Annotated in this window: 16 protein-coding genes; 8 read left to right on the top strand and 8 right to left on the bottom strand. The window is 69.1% G+C overall.

Annotation, left to right across the window (positions count from 1 at the left end; all coding sequences use genetic code 11):
* The first annotated feature begins 66 nt into the window (after positions 1-66).
* Genes ABEA24_RS07610 through ABEA24_RS07595 form a run of 4 tightly spaced genes read left to right on the top strand, consistent with a single transcriptional unit; the run spans position 67 to position 3811 of the window.
* Entirely contained in the window at positions 67-1245 is a 1179-nt protein-coding gene (locus ABEA24_RS07610; RefSeq protein ID WP_345429948.1) for a glycoside hydrolase family 183 protein, read from the top strand.
* Entirely contained in the window at positions 1245-2237 is a 993-nt protein-coding gene (locus ABEA24_RS07605) for a DUF4432 family protein (protein ID WP_345429947.1), read from the top strand. Before ABEA24_RS07610 ends, ABEA24_RS07605 begins: the two co-directional genes overlap by 1 nt.
* Positions 2237-3004, top strand: coding sequence for an SDR family NAD(P)-dependent oxidoreductase (locus tag ABEA24_RS07600; RefSeq protein WP_345429946.1), 768 nt, complete (start codon positions 2237-2239; stop codon positions 3002-3004). Before ABEA24_RS07605 ends, ABEA24_RS07600 begins: the two co-directional genes overlap by 1 nt.
* Positions 3005-3811, top strand: a complete 807-nt coding sequence (locus tag ABEA24_RS07595) for an SMP-30/gluconolactonase/LRE family protein (protein ID WP_345429945.1) — start codon at positions 3005-3007, stop codon at positions 3809-3811.
* On the opposite strand, the gene ABEA24_RS07590 is transcribed toward ABEA24_RS07595, so the two are convergent.
* The 7 genes from ABEA24_RS07590 to ABEA24_RS07560 all read right to left on the bottom strand — a co-directional run bounded on the left by ABEA24_RS07590 (position 3812) and on the right by ABEA24_RS07560 (position 14022).
* Positions 3812-5050 carry an enolase C-terminal domain-like protein gene (locus ABEA24_RS07590; protein ID WP_345429944.1) on the bottom strand — a complete coding sequence of 413 codons (1239 nt, stop codon included), beginning with the start codon at positions 5048-5050 and terminating at the stop codon, positions 3812-3814.
* Positions 5047-8118, bottom strand: coding sequence for a glycoside hydrolase family 38 N-terminal domain-containing protein (locus tag ABEA24_RS07585; protein ID WP_345429943.1), 3072 nt, complete (start codon positions 8116-8118; stop codon positions 5047-5049). Before ABEA24_RS07585 ends, ABEA24_RS07590 begins: the two co-directional genes overlap by 4 nt.
* Before the next feature lie 37 nt (positions 8119-8155).
* Positions 8156-8962 carry a carbohydrate ABC transporter permease gene (locus ABEA24_RS07580; RefSeq protein WP_345429942.1) on the bottom strand — a complete coding sequence of 269 codons (807 nt, stop codon included), beginning with the start codon at positions 8960-8962 and terminating at the stop codon, positions 8156-8158.
* Positions 8955-9839: a carbohydrate ABC transporter permease gene (locus tag ABEA24_RS07575; RefSeq protein WP_345429941.1), complete on the bottom strand. Its 885-nt coding sequence runs from the start codon at positions 9837-9839 to the stop codon at positions 8955-8957. The genes ABEA24_RS07580 and ABEA24_RS07575 overlap by 8 nt, the downstream gene beginning before the upstream one ends.
* 4 nt (positions 9840-9843) lie before the next feature.
* Positions 9844-11109, bottom strand: a complete 1266-nt coding sequence (locus tag ABEA24_RS07570; RefSeq protein WP_345429940.1) for an ABC transporter substrate-binding protein — start codon at positions 11107-11109, stop codon at positions 9844-9846.
* A gap of 83 nt (positions 11110-11192) precedes the next feature.
* Positions 11193-11888 (bottom strand): FadR/GntR family transcriptional regulator, encoded by a 696-nt coding sequence (locus ABEA24_RS07565; RefSeq protein ID WP_345429939.1) that lies wholly within the window; start codon positions 11886-11888, stop codon positions 11193-11195.
* 100 nt (positions 11889-11988) lie between these two features.
* Positions 11989-14022 carry an intein-containing Rv2578c family radical SAM protein gene (locus ABEA24_RS07560; protein ID WP_345429938.1) on the bottom strand — a complete coding sequence of 678 codons (2034 nt, stop codon included), beginning with the start codon at positions 14020-14022 and terminating at the stop codon, positions 11989-11991.
* A gap of 177 nt (positions 14023-14199) precedes the next feature.
* Here ABEA24_RS07560 and ABEA24_RS07555 point away from each other — a divergent pair, with 177 nt between their 5' ends.
* Positions 14200-14694: a sigma-70 family RNA polymerase sigma factor gene (locus tag ABEA24_RS07555; protein ID WP_345429937.1), complete on the top strand. Its 495-nt coding sequence runs from the start codon at positions 14200-14202 to the stop codon at positions 14692-14694.
* Positions 14691-15407: a hypothetical protein gene (locus ABEA24_RS07550; protein ID WP_345429936.1), complete on the top strand. Its 717-nt coding sequence runs from the start codon at positions 14691-14693 to the stop codon at positions 15405-15407. The genes ABEA24_RS07555 and ABEA24_RS07550 overlap by 4 nt, the downstream gene beginning before the upstream one ends.
* Before the next feature lie 63 nt (positions 15408-15470).
* Here the strand turns inward: ABEA24_RS07550 and ABEA24_RS07545 are convergent, their stop codons facing one another.
* Positions 15471-16340: a hypothetical protein gene (locus ABEA24_RS07545; RefSeq protein WP_345429935.1), complete on the bottom strand. Its 870-nt coding sequence runs from the start codon at positions 16338-16340 to the stop codon at positions 15471-15473.
* A 130-nt stretch (positions 16341-16470) separates the two neighbouring features.
* Here ABEA24_RS07545 and ABEA24_RS07540 point away from each other — a divergent pair, with 130 nt between their 5' ends.
* Positions 16471-17085 (top strand): DUF4865 family protein, encoded by a 615-nt coding sequence (locus ABEA24_RS07540; protein WP_345429934.1) that lies wholly within the window; start codon positions 16471-16473, stop codon positions 17083-17085.
* 114 nt (positions 17086-17199) lie between these two features.
* Positions 17200-18039: an alpha/beta fold hydrolase gene (locus ABEA24_RS07535; protein WP_345429933.1), complete on the top strand. Its 840-nt coding sequence runs from the start codon at positions 17200-17202 to the stop codon at positions 18037-18039.
* Positions 18040-18043 lie beyond the last annotated feature (4 nt).

The raw sequence follows: 18043 nt of genomic DNA, 5'->3' as shown, positions 1-18043 counted from the left end.
CAGTGCAGCACAAGTGATCTAATGACTAGAACTCTGGCGACGGATCCGTACCCCCAGGAGACTCGGTTGAGATCGCTGACGTCCGGTATCCCCCTGATCAGCGCGGGCCTGCTGACAGTCGGCCTGCTCGTCCCGGCCGGCACCGCCCCCGCCGCAGCCACCCCCGCCGCCGGCGCGGAGGTCTGCGCCGGCGTCCCCGCTCCGAAGCTGCGTGCCGTACGCCCGGACAGCCGGCTGAACGGCATGTTCACGAGCTATGGCAACGGCAATCGCCGACTGGATGACTGGACCGGCGCCGATGGCACGTATTCGGTGAGGCTCTCGGACGGTCGGGACCTCTGGATTTACTCCGACACCTTTCTCGGCAGGGTGAACGAGGACGGCACACGGCCGCCCACCGTCGATGACGGCGGCACGACCCCGTTCGTCAACAACAGCTTCATCGTGCAGAAGGGCCGCCGGCTCACGACGGAGCACGGCGGCACCGTGAAGAATCCGACGGCCCTGCTGCCCCCGCCGGACAAGAATCACTGGTACTGGGCGGGGGACGGCACGACCGCGGGCGACAAGGTCGAGGTGACATATCAGGAGTACGAGCGGTTCGGCCCGGGGGCATGGGACTGGCGCTGGAGCCGTAACGTCGTCGCCCGGTTTTCGCAGAAACGACTGTCGAAGCCGCTCAGCGTCACTCCACTGCCGTCGGGCCGGCAGATCGCCTGGGCGTCCGCGCTACGGCGCGTCGGGGGATTCACCTATATCTATGGCGTGGAGGACCACGACGCCACCAAGTACATGCACATCGCGAGGGTGCGGGGCGAGAGCCTGCTCGGCACCTGGGAGTACTACGCGGGGAACGGCACGTGGTCGGCGTCCGAGCAGGACTCCGCGCGTGTGATGGACGGCGTCGCCAACGAGTACAGCGTGAGCCGTCACGGCAGGGTCTACGTGTTGGTCACCCACGACACCACACAACGGCTCGGCGCCGAGATCGTCACGTACTACTCGTGCACTCCGTACGGCCCGTTCGTCGACAAGACGCACGTCTACACGACCCCCGAGACCGGAGCGTACGGTTCCTACCACAACGCGAACGTGTTCACGTACAACGCGCACGCTCATCCGGAGATCGCGGGTCCCGATGGTGACCTGGTGGTCTCCTACAACGTGAACAGCTTCGAGCCGAAGGACCTCTACGCCGACGCCGGTATCTACCGGGCCCGCTTCCTGGACCTGTCGTTCAACTGATGTACCGACGCAACTGGGGTTGCCGAGTACACGAGATCACCCTCGCGGGGCTGCGTGCCATCGTGCTGGAGAACGAACTGCTGCGGGTGACCGTCCTGGCCGACAAGGGCGGGGATGTCGTGGAGTTCTGTCACAAGCCCCGCGACCTGGACTTCGCCTGGCTCGCGCCGGCGGGCCTACGCGATCCGCGTGACGTCGCCGGCGGCGCGGCCGATGACGCGGCGCTCTTCCACGACCAGTACGAGGGCGGATGGCAGGAGGTCTTCCCGAACGGCGGTGCCCCGAGCACGTACCGCGGCGCCGCTCTCGCCCAGCATGGGGAGGTCGCGGGCCTCCCCTGGGACGCGGTCATCGTCGAGGACGACCCGGGTGAGGTCGCCGTACGGCTCACGGTGCGTACCCGGCGTCTTCCGTTCCGGCTGGCGAAGACGTTCCGCTTGATCTCCGGCGAACCCACGCTGATGATCGAGGAGGAACTGCACAACGAGTCCGGCGTGGACCTGGATGCGATGTGGGGCCATCACATCGTGTTCGGCGCGCCGTTCCTGCGACCCGGGGCGAGGATCCGGATGCCGGAGGGCGTACGCGTGATCCCCCACGAGACCGCGATCAATCCGCCCGAGCGGCGCGTCGGTGAGCCCGGCCCCTGGCCGGCGCCCGACGGCACCACCGACCTCAGCGTCGTGCCCGAGCCGGGCGCGCCGAGCGACATCGTCTACCTGACCGGCTTCACCGACGGATGGTACGAGGTCGCGGACGCCCTGCGGGTGGAGTGGGACGCGACCGTCCTGCCGTACGTGTGGATGTGGCAGGAGCTGGGCGCCTGGCGCGACTATCCCTGGTGGGGCCGCGCGTACGTGGTCGGGCTCGAACCGTTCTCGAGTTTCCCGACGAACGGGCTGGCCGAGGCGGCCCGGAACGGCTCGGCCCTGCGCGTGCCGGCCGGGGCCGCCCGCAGCCTGTGGCTGCGGGCGACGGTGTTGGAGGAGTAATGACGGAACTGGACGGCAAGGTCGCCCTGGTGACCGGTGGATCGCTCGGGATCGGCAGGGCCGTGGTCGAACGGCTGGCCGCCGACGGCGCGGCCGTCGTGTACTGCGGCCGGGAACCCGGCCCGGCCGGTGACCGCGTGCACGGCGTCGTCGCCGACGTCACCGACGCCGGGCAGATGCGCGGCCTCGTCACGGAGACGGTGGCCCGGTTCGGCGGCCTTGACATCGTTGCCAACTGCGCGGGCATCCAGCGATACGGCACGGTCGAGGACACGACAGAGGAGCTGTGGGACGAAGTCCTCTCCGTCAACCTGAAGGGGATCTTCCTGGTCTGCAAGGCGGCAGTACCCGAGCTGCGCAAGCGTGGCGGCGGGTCGATCGTCAACGTGTCGTCGGTGCAGGCGTTCGCCTCACAGACGCGTGTCGCCGCCTATACGGCGAGCAAGGCCGCGATCAACGGGCTGACCCGGGCCATGGCGCTCGACCACGCATCGGACGGGATCCGTGTCAACGCCGTCTGCCCGGGCTCGGTGGACACGCCGATGCTGCGCTGGGCGGCCGACAGGTTCCGCGGCGAACTCGGCCAGGATGAGCAGGTCGCCGAGTGGGGCCGGGCGCATCCGCTCGGCCGGGTCGCGCGACCCGAGGAGGTCGCCGAGGTCGTCGCCTTCCTCGCCGGTCCGCGCTCGTCGTTCATCACCGGAGCCGAGCACAAGGTCGACGGCGGCCTGCTCGCCCGCAACCCCGCCGCACTCCCGGAGGACTGAATGCGCGTCTTCTACGACGGTCTCTTCACGACGCCCCGACTGGACCACCCTGAGGGCGTCGCGGTGCACTCGGACGGCAGCGTCTGGTGCGGCGGCGAGGCCGGCCAGCTGATCCGCATCGACCCGGACGGTGGGTCCGCCGAGCAGATCGCCTCCACCGGCGGGTTCATCCTCGGCATCGCCTTCGACCCGGCGGAGACGGCGCTGTACGCGTGCGACATCGCACACCGCGCCGTGTTCCGCCTTGACCTGGCCTCAGGCGAGCTGTCGTCCTTCGCCGACGGCGCGGACGGGCACCGGTTCCGCAATCCCAACTTCCCCGTGTTCGACCCGGACGGCCGGCTCTACGTGTCCGACAGCTACCCGGCTGAGCAGCCCGGACCTCCGGTCTTCCGCTTCGAATCCGATGGCTCAGGCTCGGTGTGGTTCGCCGAACCGTTGAGCTTCGCCAACGGCCTGGCCCTCGTGCCGGGCGAGGCGTTGTACGTCGCCGAGTCGTTCCTGCCCGGAGTGAGCCGGATCGAGATCCGCCCGGACGGTACCGCCGGAACCCGGACCATCGCCGCCACCCTGCCGGGGACGGTGCCGGACGGGCTGGCGTTCGGCCCGGACGGACTGCTCTACGTGGCCTGCTACGAGCCGAGCAAGGTGCTGCGCCTTGATCCGGACGGCCGCGTCGAGACCGTCGCCCACGACCCGACCGCCCACACGCTCTGTCACCCCACCAACATCGCCTTCCGTGGAAGCACGGCCTTCACCGCAAACCTGGGCCGCTGGCACATCACCGCCCTCGATCTGGGGGAGTAGTCACCCGATCGGGGACAGTTCGGCCTCCGGGTCGTCCCAGCGGTCGTTGGGCACGAGCGGGTACCAGCCGGGGCGTCCTGGATCGCGGTCGTAGGGATAGGAGCCGAGTTCACGGTAGAGCTCCGCGTACCTCTCGACCTTGTCGCGGTCGAGACGAACGCCGAGGCCCGGCGCGTTGGGGACGGCGATGCGGCCGTCCTCGTAGCGGAACCTACCGCCGTCGATGACGTCGTCCATCAGATGGTGATAGTGGGCGTCCGCGGCATAGGTGAGGTTGGGCAGGACCGCGCCGAGGTGCAGCATGGTGGCGAGCTGGATGCCCAGCTCGCCGGAGGAGTGCACGGAGACACCGACGTGGAACGTCTCGCACACCGCGGCGGCCTTCACGCACGGGCGGATCCCGCCCCAGAAGGTCGTGTCGAGCAGCACCACGTCGGCGCTGCGGCGCAGGACGTTGGTGGCGAGCTGCTCGAAGTTGACCACGACCGTGTTGGTGGCGAGAGGCACGCGGACCCGGCCGCGTACCTCCCTCATCGCCTCCAGACCGAAGACCGGGTCCTCGAGGTAGTCGTTGTTCAGCCCCTCGATCGCCTCGCCGAAGCGGATGCCCTCGGCGAGGCTCAACACGCCGTTGGGGTCGTAGCGGAGCAGGTCATCCGGCAGGGCCTGGGCAAGGGCCCGGTAGCACTCGAGTTCGTACGTCGGCGGGTACAGCCCGCCCTTGAACTTGTGCACCGTGAATCCGTGGGCCTCCTTGAGCGCGACCGCGTGCGCGGCGAGCTGTTCGGGCGTGCGGATCTCCGGGGCATCGTGCCGAGGGTCGGGGTAGCGGTAGAACAGGTACGAGGCGAACGGCACCGTGCCCCGGATCTTCCCGCCGAGCAGGTCGTACACGGGGACGCCGAGTTGCTGGCCGATCAGGTCGAGACAGGCGAACTCGATCGCGGCGAGCAACTGGACCCGGTTGTTGTAGAGCGACGCCGTCGGGTTGGCGATCTTGAAGCGGAGGGCCTCCAGCTCGAACGGATCATGTCCGACGAGGTACGGGGACAGCGCGCGGAAGGCCGCCTCGGAACCGCTCCCTCCTCCGCCCATCTCACCGAGCCCGACGAGGCCGTTGTCGGCCTCGACCTCGACGATCGTGCGGATGAACCGGCCCCAGTGGGCGCCGTTGCTGTGCCGCAGCGGTGCCTCGAGGGGCACGGCGACCGTCGTGGCACGGATGTCGGAGATTCTCACTCGGCTCCCTCGAGTTCGATGAACACGGCGGCGACTCCGCGAGCCGGCAGCGTGACTCCTGCGACGCCGTCGCGGACACTGAGTTCTCGCAGGTCCTGCTCGAGCCCGGCGCTCTGGTGCGCCCGCCTCAGCCCGGAAACGCGCAGCCCGGCCTCGACCGGGTCGGCCGCCATCGACTGGAGCCGTACGACGAGATCGTCGCCGCGGTGCCCCCGGCCCACGGATGTGATGAGGACGTCCGGCGCGTCGATCGTCACGAGCTCGCTCACCGGAGGCGCCACGGCGGAGCCGGTGGCGAGCACCGCGATCAGCGGGTCGGTGAGGCCGGCTGCGGCGGTGCCGCCCAGACGGGTCGCGGGCACACCGGCCGCCGAGGCGATGGCGTACCGGAAGGTCGTCTCGCCCTGCTGCTGGGAGGGGAAGTTGGTGTCCCAGATGTTGTTGAGCGCCCAGGAGTAGATCGTGCCCGGCTCCCGGTCGAGGGTCGGGGGGAACGGCGCGTACGGCATGTGGATCGTGCCGAGCTGCACGAGCGGGGCCTCCAGCGTCGCCCACGCCACGGACAGGTCCCCGTCCTCGAAGGCGATCCAGTGCCGGATCGGCAGCATGTGGCGCGCGGAGCCCGGGACCTGGGCGATCTCGGTGCCGCCGACACCCCCCGTGAGCTCCCAGGCGGCCGGCGGTCCGGACACCGCGAACGGAAACGCGAAGAAGACGGCCTCTTTGCCGGCGACCCCCTGCTTGGCGAGCTGCATCCGGATGTCGAGGCGGGGCACGCCCGCGTACAGCTCGATCGTCGTGCGGATCCAGTCGACACCCTTGCCGTTCGCCTCGACGACCAGACGTTCGCCCGCGGCCGTGCGCTCGGCCTTCGTGATCACAGCACCCTTGGCGATCGCCCGGTCGCCGAGCAGCGTCTTGTCGGACGCGGGCACGTGCCCGGACAGGTGATTGAAATGCGGAGCCGTGGCGTACCGGTCGTAGATGTACTGGCCGAAGCCCGCGACGGCCTCCGCGTCGACCAGTTCCCGGCCGGCGACCTTGTCGAAGATCGACCGGAGATGGCCCTCGCGGATGTCGTACTCCACCCGGTAGAACTCGTTCTCGATCACCCCGGCGTTTGCCGGCTCGACCGCTGCCGGCGCCGGTTCCCCGGCACGGACCACGTCGAGCCGGACCCGGCCGATTCCCGGCACGTCCGAGACGACGGCCTCAAGGTGGCGGCCGATCGGACGGCTCGGCCAGTCGTCGGGGTCGACGACCGTCTCATGGTGCGGCACACGCCTCCCCGTCCGCGCGTCGACCAGCGCGATCGGTTCGTCCAAGGCGATCACATCACGCGGCAGGAAGGCCGTCACGACATCGGTCCGTTCCGCCGTGCCCGTGTTGACGACCAGGAACGAGGCGAGCGCGCCAGGTCCACCGGCGGCGGTCGCGCCGAGCCGGCGTATCCCGGCGTGCAGCAGGTCGGCGGCGTCGTCGTAGGTTCCGTAGCCCACCGCGGACTTCCGGGTCCACTGCAGTCCGCCGGAGTCGCCCGCCTCCTCGGCGTCCTCCCACGGATTCGCCGCACCCCAGGTGTGCTCGTTGAACGTCGCGGCCTTGTCGTAGGCGGCGTCGACCGCCTCGGTGACCTCGCGATCGTCCTCGCCGTCGCGCGTGTAGGCCATGGCGTTCACCGTCTCGGCGGCGCGCAGTATGTTCTCCGCGCGCCGTACGTACCCGAGCGGGCGGGCGCCGGATCCGAGTCCGTCGGCCCACCAGTCGGTCCAGTCGCCCTCGTGCACCGGGAGGCGATCGGCGTGGTGCTCCTCGATGTGGGTGAAGAAATCGGTGTTGGTGGCCATCCGCAGGCGCGGATACGCCCACTCTTCGTTCCAGCGTCGCGAGATCAGCGCGGGCATGATGCTCGGCCCGGCGTTGTCGGCGTGCGCGCCCTGCACGCGAAGGTGCACGGCGTCCAGCTCGTACGGGTCCTTGGGCACGTCCGGGCCGAGCCAGCCGAAGGTCCCGGGCCCGTAGGGGTACGGGCGGCGTGCCAGCGAGTCGAGGTAGCGCGGAAGCAGGTCGAGGGCCAGGTCGTATCCGTCGACCAGGCCGACGGTGTTGCCCTCCATGTACGCCATGCCGTGCGGAGTGTCGGTGAACCACACGAGCAGCTCCCGGCCGCTCGGCGCGCGCCAGCGGAACGGCCGGGACAACCGGTCGCCGCCGACGAGGTACGGCACCGAGCGGCCGGCCCAGTTGTGCGCGGCGGCCAGGTAGCGCACGCCGGCGGCGGTCAGCGCGTCGACCACGCCGACGACGGCGCCGGGCACGTCGGTGTGCATGGCCGAGCGGGTCTCGATGCCGTGGCGGTCGCGCAGGTCGGCGACGTGGCGGAGCAGGCGGTACAGCTCGTCGGTGGAGCACGCCTCGGTGTGCAGCTGGAACGGGAACGCGGTGACCTCGATCGATCCCTCGCGGACCCGCCCGACGAACTCCGACACCGACTCGGCGGGCCGCTCCGCCAGCCACCGGAGCGCCGGCAGTGACGACTCGACCGTCCAGCGGAACCGCGCGTCGTCCGGCCAGCCGTCCGTTCGGGCGGCGAGCCGGAGAGCGGCGTCCACATAGTCCAGGTGGTGGCGCAGCACCGTTCCCTGCGGATCGGTGTAGCCGATGTCGAGGTGAGAGTGGTGGACGACGAACACGTTCCACTTGCGCTGCGGAGTGACGGTGACGGGCCCGGCGCCGACGACGCCGGCGCCGTCGCGGACCTCCAGTCTGAGGCGGCGTGGCCGTGCGACCTCGGGAACGAGAAGAAGGCCGTCGGTTCCCGACGCGACCTCGATGTCTCCGTCCTTGAGGACGAACTGCAGGCCGTCGGGCACCGCACCGGTGGCCGTGACGCGCACCGCCTGGAGCAGGAGGCCGGTCTCGTCCCGGCGGAACAGGGGCGGAACGTCGGCGCGCACGCCGAGGCCCCGGACGGAGAGCACCTCGGTCGAGGTGTCGTTCCTGAGCGCGTCCCGGATCCCGTCATAGTCGGGTGATCCCAGGCTGGCCTGGAGCAACCGGCTGGTCATCGTTTCCTTCCCTGTTCATCGGTCGCGTGTCTCGCACTCATGCCTGTCCGAGGGGCAGTCCTCTGCCGAACAGCCGCTGCGTCGCGAGGAAGAGCACGACCGTGGGCAGTGAGACCACGAGCCCGGCGGCGAGGCCGATCGGGATGGGGGCACCCGCGTACACGTCGGTCTGCAGCGCGGACAGGGCGGTCATCACGGGCCGCACGCTCGAGCTCTGGGTCAGCGTCAGGCCCAGGAGAAGGTCGTTCCAGACGAAGGTGAACTCGAGGATGAAGATCGCGGCCAGGGCGCTCCGTGACAGCGGGAGGTAGATCTGCCAGAAGATCCTGAGCGTCGAGGCTCCGTCCATCCGTGCCGCCTCGAAGATCGAGAAGGCCACTCCGGTGAAGAAGTTGCGCATCACGAAGGCGGCGAGCGGCACGCTGATCGCCGTGTAGATGATGATCATCCCGAGCCGGTGGTCGTAGAGATTCGCGTCGCTGTACCGGACGAACAGGGGGATCAAGATCATCTGGTTCGGAATGATCGTGCCGCCGAAGATCAGCATGAACCACCAGAAGCCGCCACGGATCCGCAGCACGACGATGCCGTACCCGGCCAGCGCCGCGATCACCAACGCGATGGCCGGCGAGACGGTGCTGTAGAGCAGCGTGCTGCCCAGGCCTCCGCCGAGGTCGGCCTTGTGCCACGCCTTCACGACATTGCCCCAGATCGCGAGGTGGCCGGACGGCACCCAGGCCTTCGCCGGATCGTAGGCGGTCGCCGGCCGGAAGGCGTTCACCACCAGGAGATAGGTCGGCAGCAGCCAGACGAGCCCGAGCACGGCCAGGATCACCCTACGCACGGGCGTCCTCCTTCCGGACCTGGGTCCGCAGGTAGAGGAACGAGGCCAGGCCCGTCACGACGGTGAGGAAGACCGCCACGGTCGAGCCGTAGCCGTAGTCGTTCGCCACGAACGTGTCGCGGTACATCGTGACGCCGAGGGTCTCCGACGACCGGCCCGGTCCGCCCTGGGTCAGCACCCACACGATGTCGAACGTCTTCAGGCTCGCCACCAGCGCGAGACCGACCACCACGGTGGTGAGCGGCCGCATCAGGGGCCAGATGATGTGCCGGAACAGCTGCCAGCCCGACGCGCCGTCGATCCGGGCCGCCTCGATCGGCGCCTTCGGGATCGACTGCAGCCCCACGACGAACAGCAACGCGTTCACACCGAGCTGCTGCCATGTCCAGACGACCACCATCGCGATGGTGTTGCCCGGGCCGTACTGCAGGAACGACGTGTGCCCGCCCGGCAGGCCGAGCGCGCCCAGGAGCTGGTTGGCGACACCGTTCTTGGTGAGGATGAAGCTCCACACCAGGCCCAGTCCCGCGCCGGACAGGGCGTACGGGAGCATGAACGGCAGCCGGAACCATGCCCCGCCCTTCACGTCGTACGACAGGACGGCGACCAGCAGGCCCAGCCCGACCGGCAGCAGGAGCGTGCCGATCACCCAGAGCAGGGTGTTGCGCAGGGACGTGAGGAGCGCAGGGTCGTGGAGCAGGGCGCCGAAGTTCTTCAGGCCGGCGAACTCCGGCGAGGTCAGCCCGTCGTACTTGGTCAGGCTCAGGTACGCCGTCCACAGGAACGGCAGGTAGAGCAGGACGGCGACGAACAGCACGGCCGGGGAGACGTAACCGAGCCGGAACCGGCCGAGCAGCGGCGTCTTGCGACTCGCCACCCCGTCAGCTCCCGGTCTTGTGCTGACTCCAGTAGCCGTCCGCGGCCTTCTGGATGGTCTGCAGGACCTTCATGTACGAGCCGGGGTCGGCGAGGAAGCCGCTGAACCCGTCGAGCGCCGCCGCGAGGATCGGTGCCGGGGTCGCTTCGAAGTACCGCTGCACGAGCTGGTACTTGCCGGTGCCCGCGTCCTTGGAGACCGGCGCGAACTCGGGATTCGAGACCTTCACCCTCGGGTTGGCGGACACGTCGCCCCGGCTGGCCGACCACTTCTCCTGCGCCGCCGGTGTGACCCACCAGCTCAGGAACTTCTTGTTCGCCGCCGGGTCGGCGGCCTTGTTGAGCGAGCACAGCGGGCCCGTCTCGAAGATCAGCGGGGTCTTGGGCAACGACGGGTCAACGCTCGGGATCACGAAGAAGCCGTAGTCCGAACCGGGTCGCATGCCGCGCTGGGTGAGGCTCGTCGCGAAGAACGTGCCGTAGTTCACCATGGCGGCCTTGCCGTTCTTGAACACGTCGGCCGGATCGCTCGTGTCGGCCGGGTCGCTGAAGTAGCCGGCGTCCAGCATCGACTTCCAGCGCGTCATCGCGGCCACCACGCCGGGGTCGGTGTACTTGGCCTGGCCGGTCGAGAGCCGGTCGTACAGCGCGGGGTCGGAGCCGGCCAGCAACTGCTGGAACCAGGTGAAGGTGAACAGGTTCGGCGTCGCCTGGGTGAAGAAGGCCTTCTGACCGTGCTGCTTCAGCGTGTCCGCCGCCTTGATCAGGTCGTCCCAGGTGGCGGGCGGCTTCAGGCCGTACTTCGCGAAGATCTTCTTGTTGTAGAACATGCCCCAGTAGGCGACGTTGGTGGGCACGCAGTACTGCTTCCCGCCGATCGTGAAGTACTTCTCGACGTCCTGGCTGAGGTCGCCGTCCTTGATCGCCTGCTGCCAGATGGCCGAGGTGTCGGAGACCTGCCTCAGGTCGACGATGTCTTTCAGCTTCGAGCCGGTCTGCCAGGTGAACAGGTCGGGCTTGATCTTGGTACGGAAGGACGCCGTGATGAAGGCGTCGTACGCGCGCTCATCGGAGTAGCCGACCGGTTTGATGCTCAGCCCGGTCTGCTGCTTGGCCAGCGCACCGAGATCGTTGAAGAAGGGAGTCCAGGCGTTCTTGTCGTTGTAGAGCTTCAGCTCATTCTTCTTCGCCGAGCCGCCGGAGCAGCCCGCGATCGCGAACAGCGTCGCGGCCGCGCAGAGAGAAGCTGTCCGCAGTCCATGGATTCTCATGGTGACGTCTCCGTTATCGGGGGTGAGGCGTTTTGGGTGCGGAGGTTTTCAGGAGGTGAGGCGTTGTAATGGTGCGAAGGGTCTCAGGGGGTGAGGCGTTGTTCGACGACGGACTTCACGTCTTGCAGATGCCGGTGCATCAGGTCACGCGCGGCTTCCGGGTCTCCGCGCTCGATCGCTTCGAGGATCGCGGTGTGCTCGTCGAAGTCGCGGACGCGGTCGTCGAAGAGTCGGAGTATTTCCCGCTGCTCCACCGCGTGCACCGACAGCAGTGAGTCGAGCACCTCGGCCAGCACGCCGTTCCCGGCCGCCAGCCCGGCGGCCCGGTGGAAGTCCATATTGGCCAGATGCAGCGCCGCGTCCTCGCCGCAAAGGTGCCTGCCGGCCTCGCCGAGGACGGCCCGCATCCGGGCCACGGCCTCGGGCTCGGCACGGCGGGCCGCGAGCTCGGCCGCCTGCGGCTCGATGAGAAGGCGTGTCTCCAGGAGTTGCATCACTCGTTCACCGCGCAGGTCCCGGACGTTGGGGTTGGGCAGCACCACGCGGTCCAGGTCGGCGCCGACGTAAATGCCCGAACCATGTCGCATCTGAATGGTGCCCGTTACCTCCAGCCGTCGCAGTGCCTCTCGTAGCGTCGGAACGGTCACCGCGAAACGCTGTGACAGCTCGCGGGTGGAGGGCAGCCGGTCGCCGGGGCGCAGACCGTCCGTACGGATCAGGTCAAGGATCTGTTCCGTGAGTGCGTCGGACAGGGTCGGTCGGGCCACTTCGCCGCTCATCGTCACCTCAGGGGCTAGTGATTAAGTCATCAAATCACTTGCCCTGAGAGGTGTCCAGAGTTGATCTCTCCATCAGATCACCGGAAAGGGCGCGGCGTATTTACAGCAGGGTGAGTTGTTCGGGCTCGGGAGGCTGCGTGGGGGAGGGGGGCGGGGTGGGCATGCGGCGGACGTTGCGGCGTCCGCCGATGTCGTACTTGTCGGCGAGGTCTTTGACGCGTTGGGCGATGCGGTGCTGGTAGTCCTTTGGTGCGTAGGCGCCGCGGCCGTACAGGCGGGCGTAGGGGGCGATGAGTTCGGGGTGGTGTTCGCGGAGCCAGGCGGTGAACCATTCGCGGGCGCCGGGGCGTAGGTGCAGGACGATCGCCGAGATGGAGGTGGCGCCGGTCTCGGCGATGCGGCGTACGGCCGCCTCCAGCTGCCGCGGGCTGTCGGTGAGGTAGGGGACGATCGGGCCCATGAGCACGCCGCATCCGATGCCGTGCTCGTTGAGCGTCGCGCAGACCTCGAGGCGTTTGAGCGGGCTGGGCGTGCCCGGCTCGAGCAGCCGCCACAGCTCCTTGTCGACGAAGCCGACGGAGACCGCCGCGCCGACGTCGGTGCGGTCGGCGGCCTCTTCCAGCAGCGGCAGGTCGCGCAGGATCAGCGAGCCCTTGGTCAGGATCGAGAAGGGGTTCGCGGCGTCCCGTAGCGCCTCGATGATGCCGGGCATCAGCTGGTAGCGGCCCTCTGCCCGCTGGTAGCAGTCGACGTTGGTGCCCATCGCGATGTGCCCGCCGGCCCATTTCGGCGCGGCGAGCTCCCGGCGCACCAGTTCCGGAGCGTTCACCTTCACGACGATCTGGCTATCGAAATCCCGCCCCGAGTCGAAGTCCAGGTATTCATGGGTGCGGCGGGCGAAACAGTTATGTGATACGACGCCGTTGGCGATGAAGTCGCCGGTCCCGGTGGTGATGTCGTACATCGGCAGGTCCAGGCCGGTGGCTTCGATGGATGTTACGCCTAGCCGGGCGCTGGTCTTGATTGCCAAACCTTCGATGTCCCGCTTCCGGGTGATCGCCGGATCCACTGTGTGGAAGAAGCGGAGGCGCTCAGCGATGCCGCCCAGCAGCCGGATCACGGTGATCGGTAGACCCACCGGCTTCTTCGGCTGCTCAATCCTGTAGTTGAACCCGAGATGCTCGAGGCCGCCTCTGATGTGCTCGATGATGTCTTGGTCGGTGTTCGATATTCGAAGAACGCCTCTCGAACAGCTTCCCTCGGCGTCAAATATCCCGGCAAGGAAACCTTTATGCCACTCTGTCGTTGCTTCGGCGGGCCATACGATGATCCGGCGGATGGCCGCGTTACCTGCCTTGCTCTGGTTGCGAATGGCGGGAATCTGCTGACGGCCGAGCTTGGCGTTCTGAAACGTGAACGCGATCGTCGGAACGCCGAGGCCGTCAAGGTAGGTGCGTGAGCGGTCCAAGGCCTCGTGGTCTATCAGAACAAGTCGAAAGCGATGAACATCGCCGCTGAGGTAGGAATACGAGGCGAGTTGGCCGTCTCCTCGGATCATTCCGCACAGGTAACCGGATCGATAATCTGCGTCTTTCTTGGGTGGCTCGGCGAAGGATCCAACTCCCATGAGCTTGTTTTTCAGGGTCAGGTGTGGCCGCCGGTCGGCACCGCATTCGGTTCCTGTGACGTACTTCCAGCCGCGATCGCTCAGGAATCTGTGATCGCCGCTCGCGACCAACTGTGTCCCGTCCTCCAGGTGGATCCTGTATGCGGGCTTGACGGTGCTCCAGTGCGCGAGGACCTTGGTGACGACATAGCGGCGGTAACTTCCGACCACCTCGGTGCCGTACACGGCGTCGCCGACTCGGATTTCGCGAAGTGGCTTCGTGCGTCCGTCCGCCATGAGGATCGGGGTGTCGCCGGACAGGCAGTAGACACATGCATGGCTGCAACCCCGGTAGGGGTTGATGGTCCACTGGAACGGCACGCGGGAGGCTGCGGGGACCTGGTTGATGATCGACTTGGCCCGGATCTCGTGGAAGGTGATCCCGCGGAATTCGGGCGTGTCGACCGTCACGGGGCTCCCGAACAGGCCCAGCTCCTCGCCGTCCAGTGACAACGCGTCCCATCGCATGCACCTACCTTAGAACATGCGTTCGATGATCGTCTGGGGTTGGACGCCCGTTTTCGCTGTGGCGGGGGCTCGAAGGTCCGGGGCGGACGCCGCTCGACATCGCGGTCACGACGCGCCGGTGGGAGATTCTCGGGTGCCGGAGGTAAGTGGATCGGGCGCTGAAAGCGTGTAGCGGATGTGAAGCAGCTGGAGTTCCAGGAGTTCTACAGAGCCAGCCGGGACGTGTGCCTGCGGGCGGTCCTGGCCAGTGTGGGCGACCGGCAGCTGGCCGAGGATCTGGTCGCCGAGGCGTTCACTCGGGCCTGGGTGTCGTGGCATCGCGTCAGCCGGCACCCCGCGCCACCCGCGTGGATCGTTCGGACGGCGCTCAACACCCGGGTCTCGTGGTGGCGCCGTCGTCGACGGGAGGTCGCGCTGGAGGGCGACCTTGAGGTCGCCGACACCTCGGCCGGTTCCGCCGGCCTGGACCCCGCGCTGCTCGCCGCGATTCGTCGGCTGCCGCAGCGGCAGCGGGAGGTGATCGCGTTCCGGGTCTTCCTCGACCTCGACACCCGGACCACCGCCGAGATCCTCGGCATCGCTCCGGGAACGGTCACCGCCCACCTGTCGCGGGCCGTCACGACGCTTCGCGACCATCTCGTCACCGTCGACGACCGGGAGGTCGGATCATGAGCAGTCAGGACACGGACACCTCAGCGGTGCTGGACGCGCTGAAGAATTCGTTCGAGCAGGTCGGTATGCATACTCCGGTCGAGCGGATCGTGGCGGCGGGGCGTGTACGGCACCGTCGGCGTCGCCTCGTCGGTGGGGCAGCGGGCGCCGCGGCGGTGGCCGGTCTCGCGATCGGCGTGCCGGCGCTCAGCCACCCGGCGACCGCCCCGCCCCAGGCGAGACTCACCACCGGTGCCGGCTCGGTGCACATCCGCACCGCCGCGTTCACCCTGGACGGCGATGGCCACGGCACCGTCCGCGTGACCTGGGACAAGGCGCGGTACTTCCAGGACCACGAGGGCCTCGAACGGGCGCTGCGCCAGGCGGGCTTCCCGGTGCTCATCAGGGAGGGCGTCTTCTGCAAGGGCCCGCAGGACGACGGACGCCTCGATCCCAGCGGTGGCGGGCCCGGCGTCCGTCGCGTCATGACGGGGGAGCGGCGGAGCGACGGCAGGGTCACGCTCGTCTTCAACCGCGCGGCGATGCCCGCCGGGACGCAGTTGTTCATCGGCTACCTGTCGCCTTCCCAACTGGCGGTCACGCACGGACGGCCGGGCTCCGTCGAGCGCCTGGTCCCGTTGGGTGTTCCGCTGACGTGCACGACCCAGGCACCGCCGCCGGGACACCGTGGGGACGAGTCCGGCGGGGATGGCCCGGCCAAGCCTCGCGGCTGACCGGTGCGCATGCCACCGTCCGCGCGGGGAAGGTAGAGGGGCGGCCGCGGCGACGGCCGTCCCTCACCCGCGGTCCGGCGAACTCGGCGTCGTCGGTGGTTCGATGGCCACGGAGGCGAACCGGTCGGCGGCCGGGTCCTCGCGGTAGAGGACCAGTCCGGCGTCGGGGACGTGGACGATGCAGGGGCGGGGGAGTGCGGTCAGGCCGAGTTCGGCGAGGAGCCACAGGACGTCATCGGCGGTCTCGGTGAGCAGGTCGATGCCGTCGAGGTCCGCGCGCACGGTGGGGGAACCACCCCAGTTCGGCGGGCGCTGGGCGTAGATCTGACCGACCCGCTCCGTGCCGTCGTCCTGTCTGCCGGTGCAGATCGACAACTGCCCACGGCCGATCCGTACGCTCCGGTGGTCCGTCCAGCCGCAGATGAAGGAAGCGTGCGGTGGCTCGCCGCCCAAGCGGTCCGCGACGTCCGCCAGCAGTGACCAGGCGCGGGCGGCGGGCGCGCCGAAGGGGAGGTCCGTGCCGTCGATGTCCGCGCCCCGGCCGGGCAGGAGCCGCACGACGAACGGCGGGACGCGCCCGGGGAAACGGCCCGGATCCGGTGGGACCAGCGTGACCGTGCCCTCCCACGGTCCGCTCTCGCCGCCGGTCGACCGCCACTCGATGGCCGCGTCCAGCTGGAACATGTCGAAGCAGCGGTCGGTGACGCGGAGGTCGAGATACTCGCGAAGGTGCGCGGCGACCTGTGCGGTCGCCGCGTCCCACCATTCCGGGTCGTGGCCGCGGCGGGTGGCGGGCGGCCATCGGCTCGCCGCCAGGGCACCGAGGTCCACGTGCTCCTCGGCGCCGGACCGATAGATGATCGTGTACTGCCAGCCGTCCGGTCCGCCTCGCAGGACGACGCGTACCGGCAGGCGATCGGACCGGGCTGTCATCCGTCACAGGTTACGCGGCGTCCCCGCGCCGGGGCGGTATCGGTGCCCGGGCCGCAGTGTCTCGCTGAGCGGATGCGAACCCGTTCTGTACCTACTAGTCTGTATGGCCGGACGACCTCAAGGACGGCTCATGTACGCGATGCAGTACGCGTTCCCCCTGCCCGCCGGCTACGACATGCCCGGTCTCCGCGACCGGATCGGACTCGCCGTGCACAGCCTCGACGACCGGGCCGGGCTGGGCCTCAAGGCCTATCTCTTCCGGGAGCGGGAGACGGGTGGTTCGCCGGTCGACGAGTACGCCTGTTTCTACCTGTGGAACGACACCGGCTCGATGGCCGACTTCCTGGTCACCGGCAGCGGCCGGTTCCAGAACATCATCCGCTTCTTCGGCCGCCCCGCCGTCGACCACTGGACCGGCATCGCCACCGTCGCCGGTCCGGCCCGGGGCACGGTGCCGAAGGCCGCTTCACGCCGCCTCACCGTGGTCCCACCGGCCGCCGACGCGGACGAGACCGGCCTCGACCTCGCCGCCCGTATCGAGCACGAGGTCACCGCGCTTCACGCCCTCGCGAAGCGCGACACGGTGCACACCGCCGCCCTCGGCCTCGATCCGCGCGACTGGCGGCTGGTCAGGTTCGTCCTGTGGCAGGACATGGTGCCCTCCGACGAGGAGGCCACCGAGCGGTACGAGGTGTTGCACGTGTCCGCGCCCGGTCTGGCCGACCTCCCGGAGGGCCCTCGCTGAAACGCGCGGATCCGCGAAATCCCGGGCGCGACCGAGCCGGAACCCGGCGGCCGTCGACTCCACGACGACATTCGTCCAAGACCGACGGCCGGCGGCCCATGCATCATCCCCTGCATGAGTGAGTACGACGCCCCGCACTCGTGCGGGATGCACGTGGTCCACGACGGTCCGCGGCAGGCGCCGCCGCTGTTGCTCATCCACGGATCGGGGGCCTCGGGCGGTTCCTGGGGCCCGGTGGTCCCGGCACTCGCCGGCCACCATCACGTCATCCGGGTCGACCTCCCGGGCTGCGGCCAGTCCCCGCCCGCGCCGTCATACGACGTGCCCGTGCAGGCGGGCCGGGTGGCGGCGGTGCTCGACGACCTCGGCCTTCGCGACGTCGCCGTGGCCGCGCACTCCAGCGGCGGCTACGTCGCCACCGCGCTCGCCGAACAGCGCCCCGAGCTGGTGAGGTCGCTCGCGCTGATCAGCAGCGGGCCGAGTCTCGATGCGTTCCTTCCGCAGCCGTTGCTCCTTCGGGTCCTGTTGGGTCCGCCGTTCGGCCCGCTCCTCTGGCCGAGGCGTTCGGACGCGATGATCCGCAGGGGGATCAGCGCAACGGCCGCTCGCCCGGTGGACGTCCCGGACGACATGGTCGCCGAGCTACGGGGCACCACGTACCGCGCGTTCAGGGCGGTGCTGAGCCGCAACGCCGCGTACGTCGCCGAGCGGAGCGTGCCCGATCGTCTCGCCGCCCTCGAGGTCCCCGTACTGGTGATCTTCGGCGGTGCCGACCCCCGCTGGCAACCGTCGTCGGCGCACCAGTACGACGCGGTGCCGGACGCGCGGGTCGAGATGCTGCCCGGGGTCGGGCACATACCCATGCTCGAAGCGCCCGAGACGACCGGCGAACTGCTGCTGGGCTTCACGGCAACGGACGCCGCTGACATCCGGCCCGGGATCCCTAAGGCCTAGGCTG

Origin of the sequence: Actinoallomurus vinaceus, assembly GCF_039542055.1 — a bacterium.
In the GTDB taxonomy this organism is placed as follows: Bacteria; Actinomycetota; Actinomycetes; order Streptosporangiales; family Streptosporangiaceae; genus Actinoallomurus; species Actinoallomurus vinaceus.
This window is presented reverse-complemented; position numbering and strand designations above follow the sequence as displayed.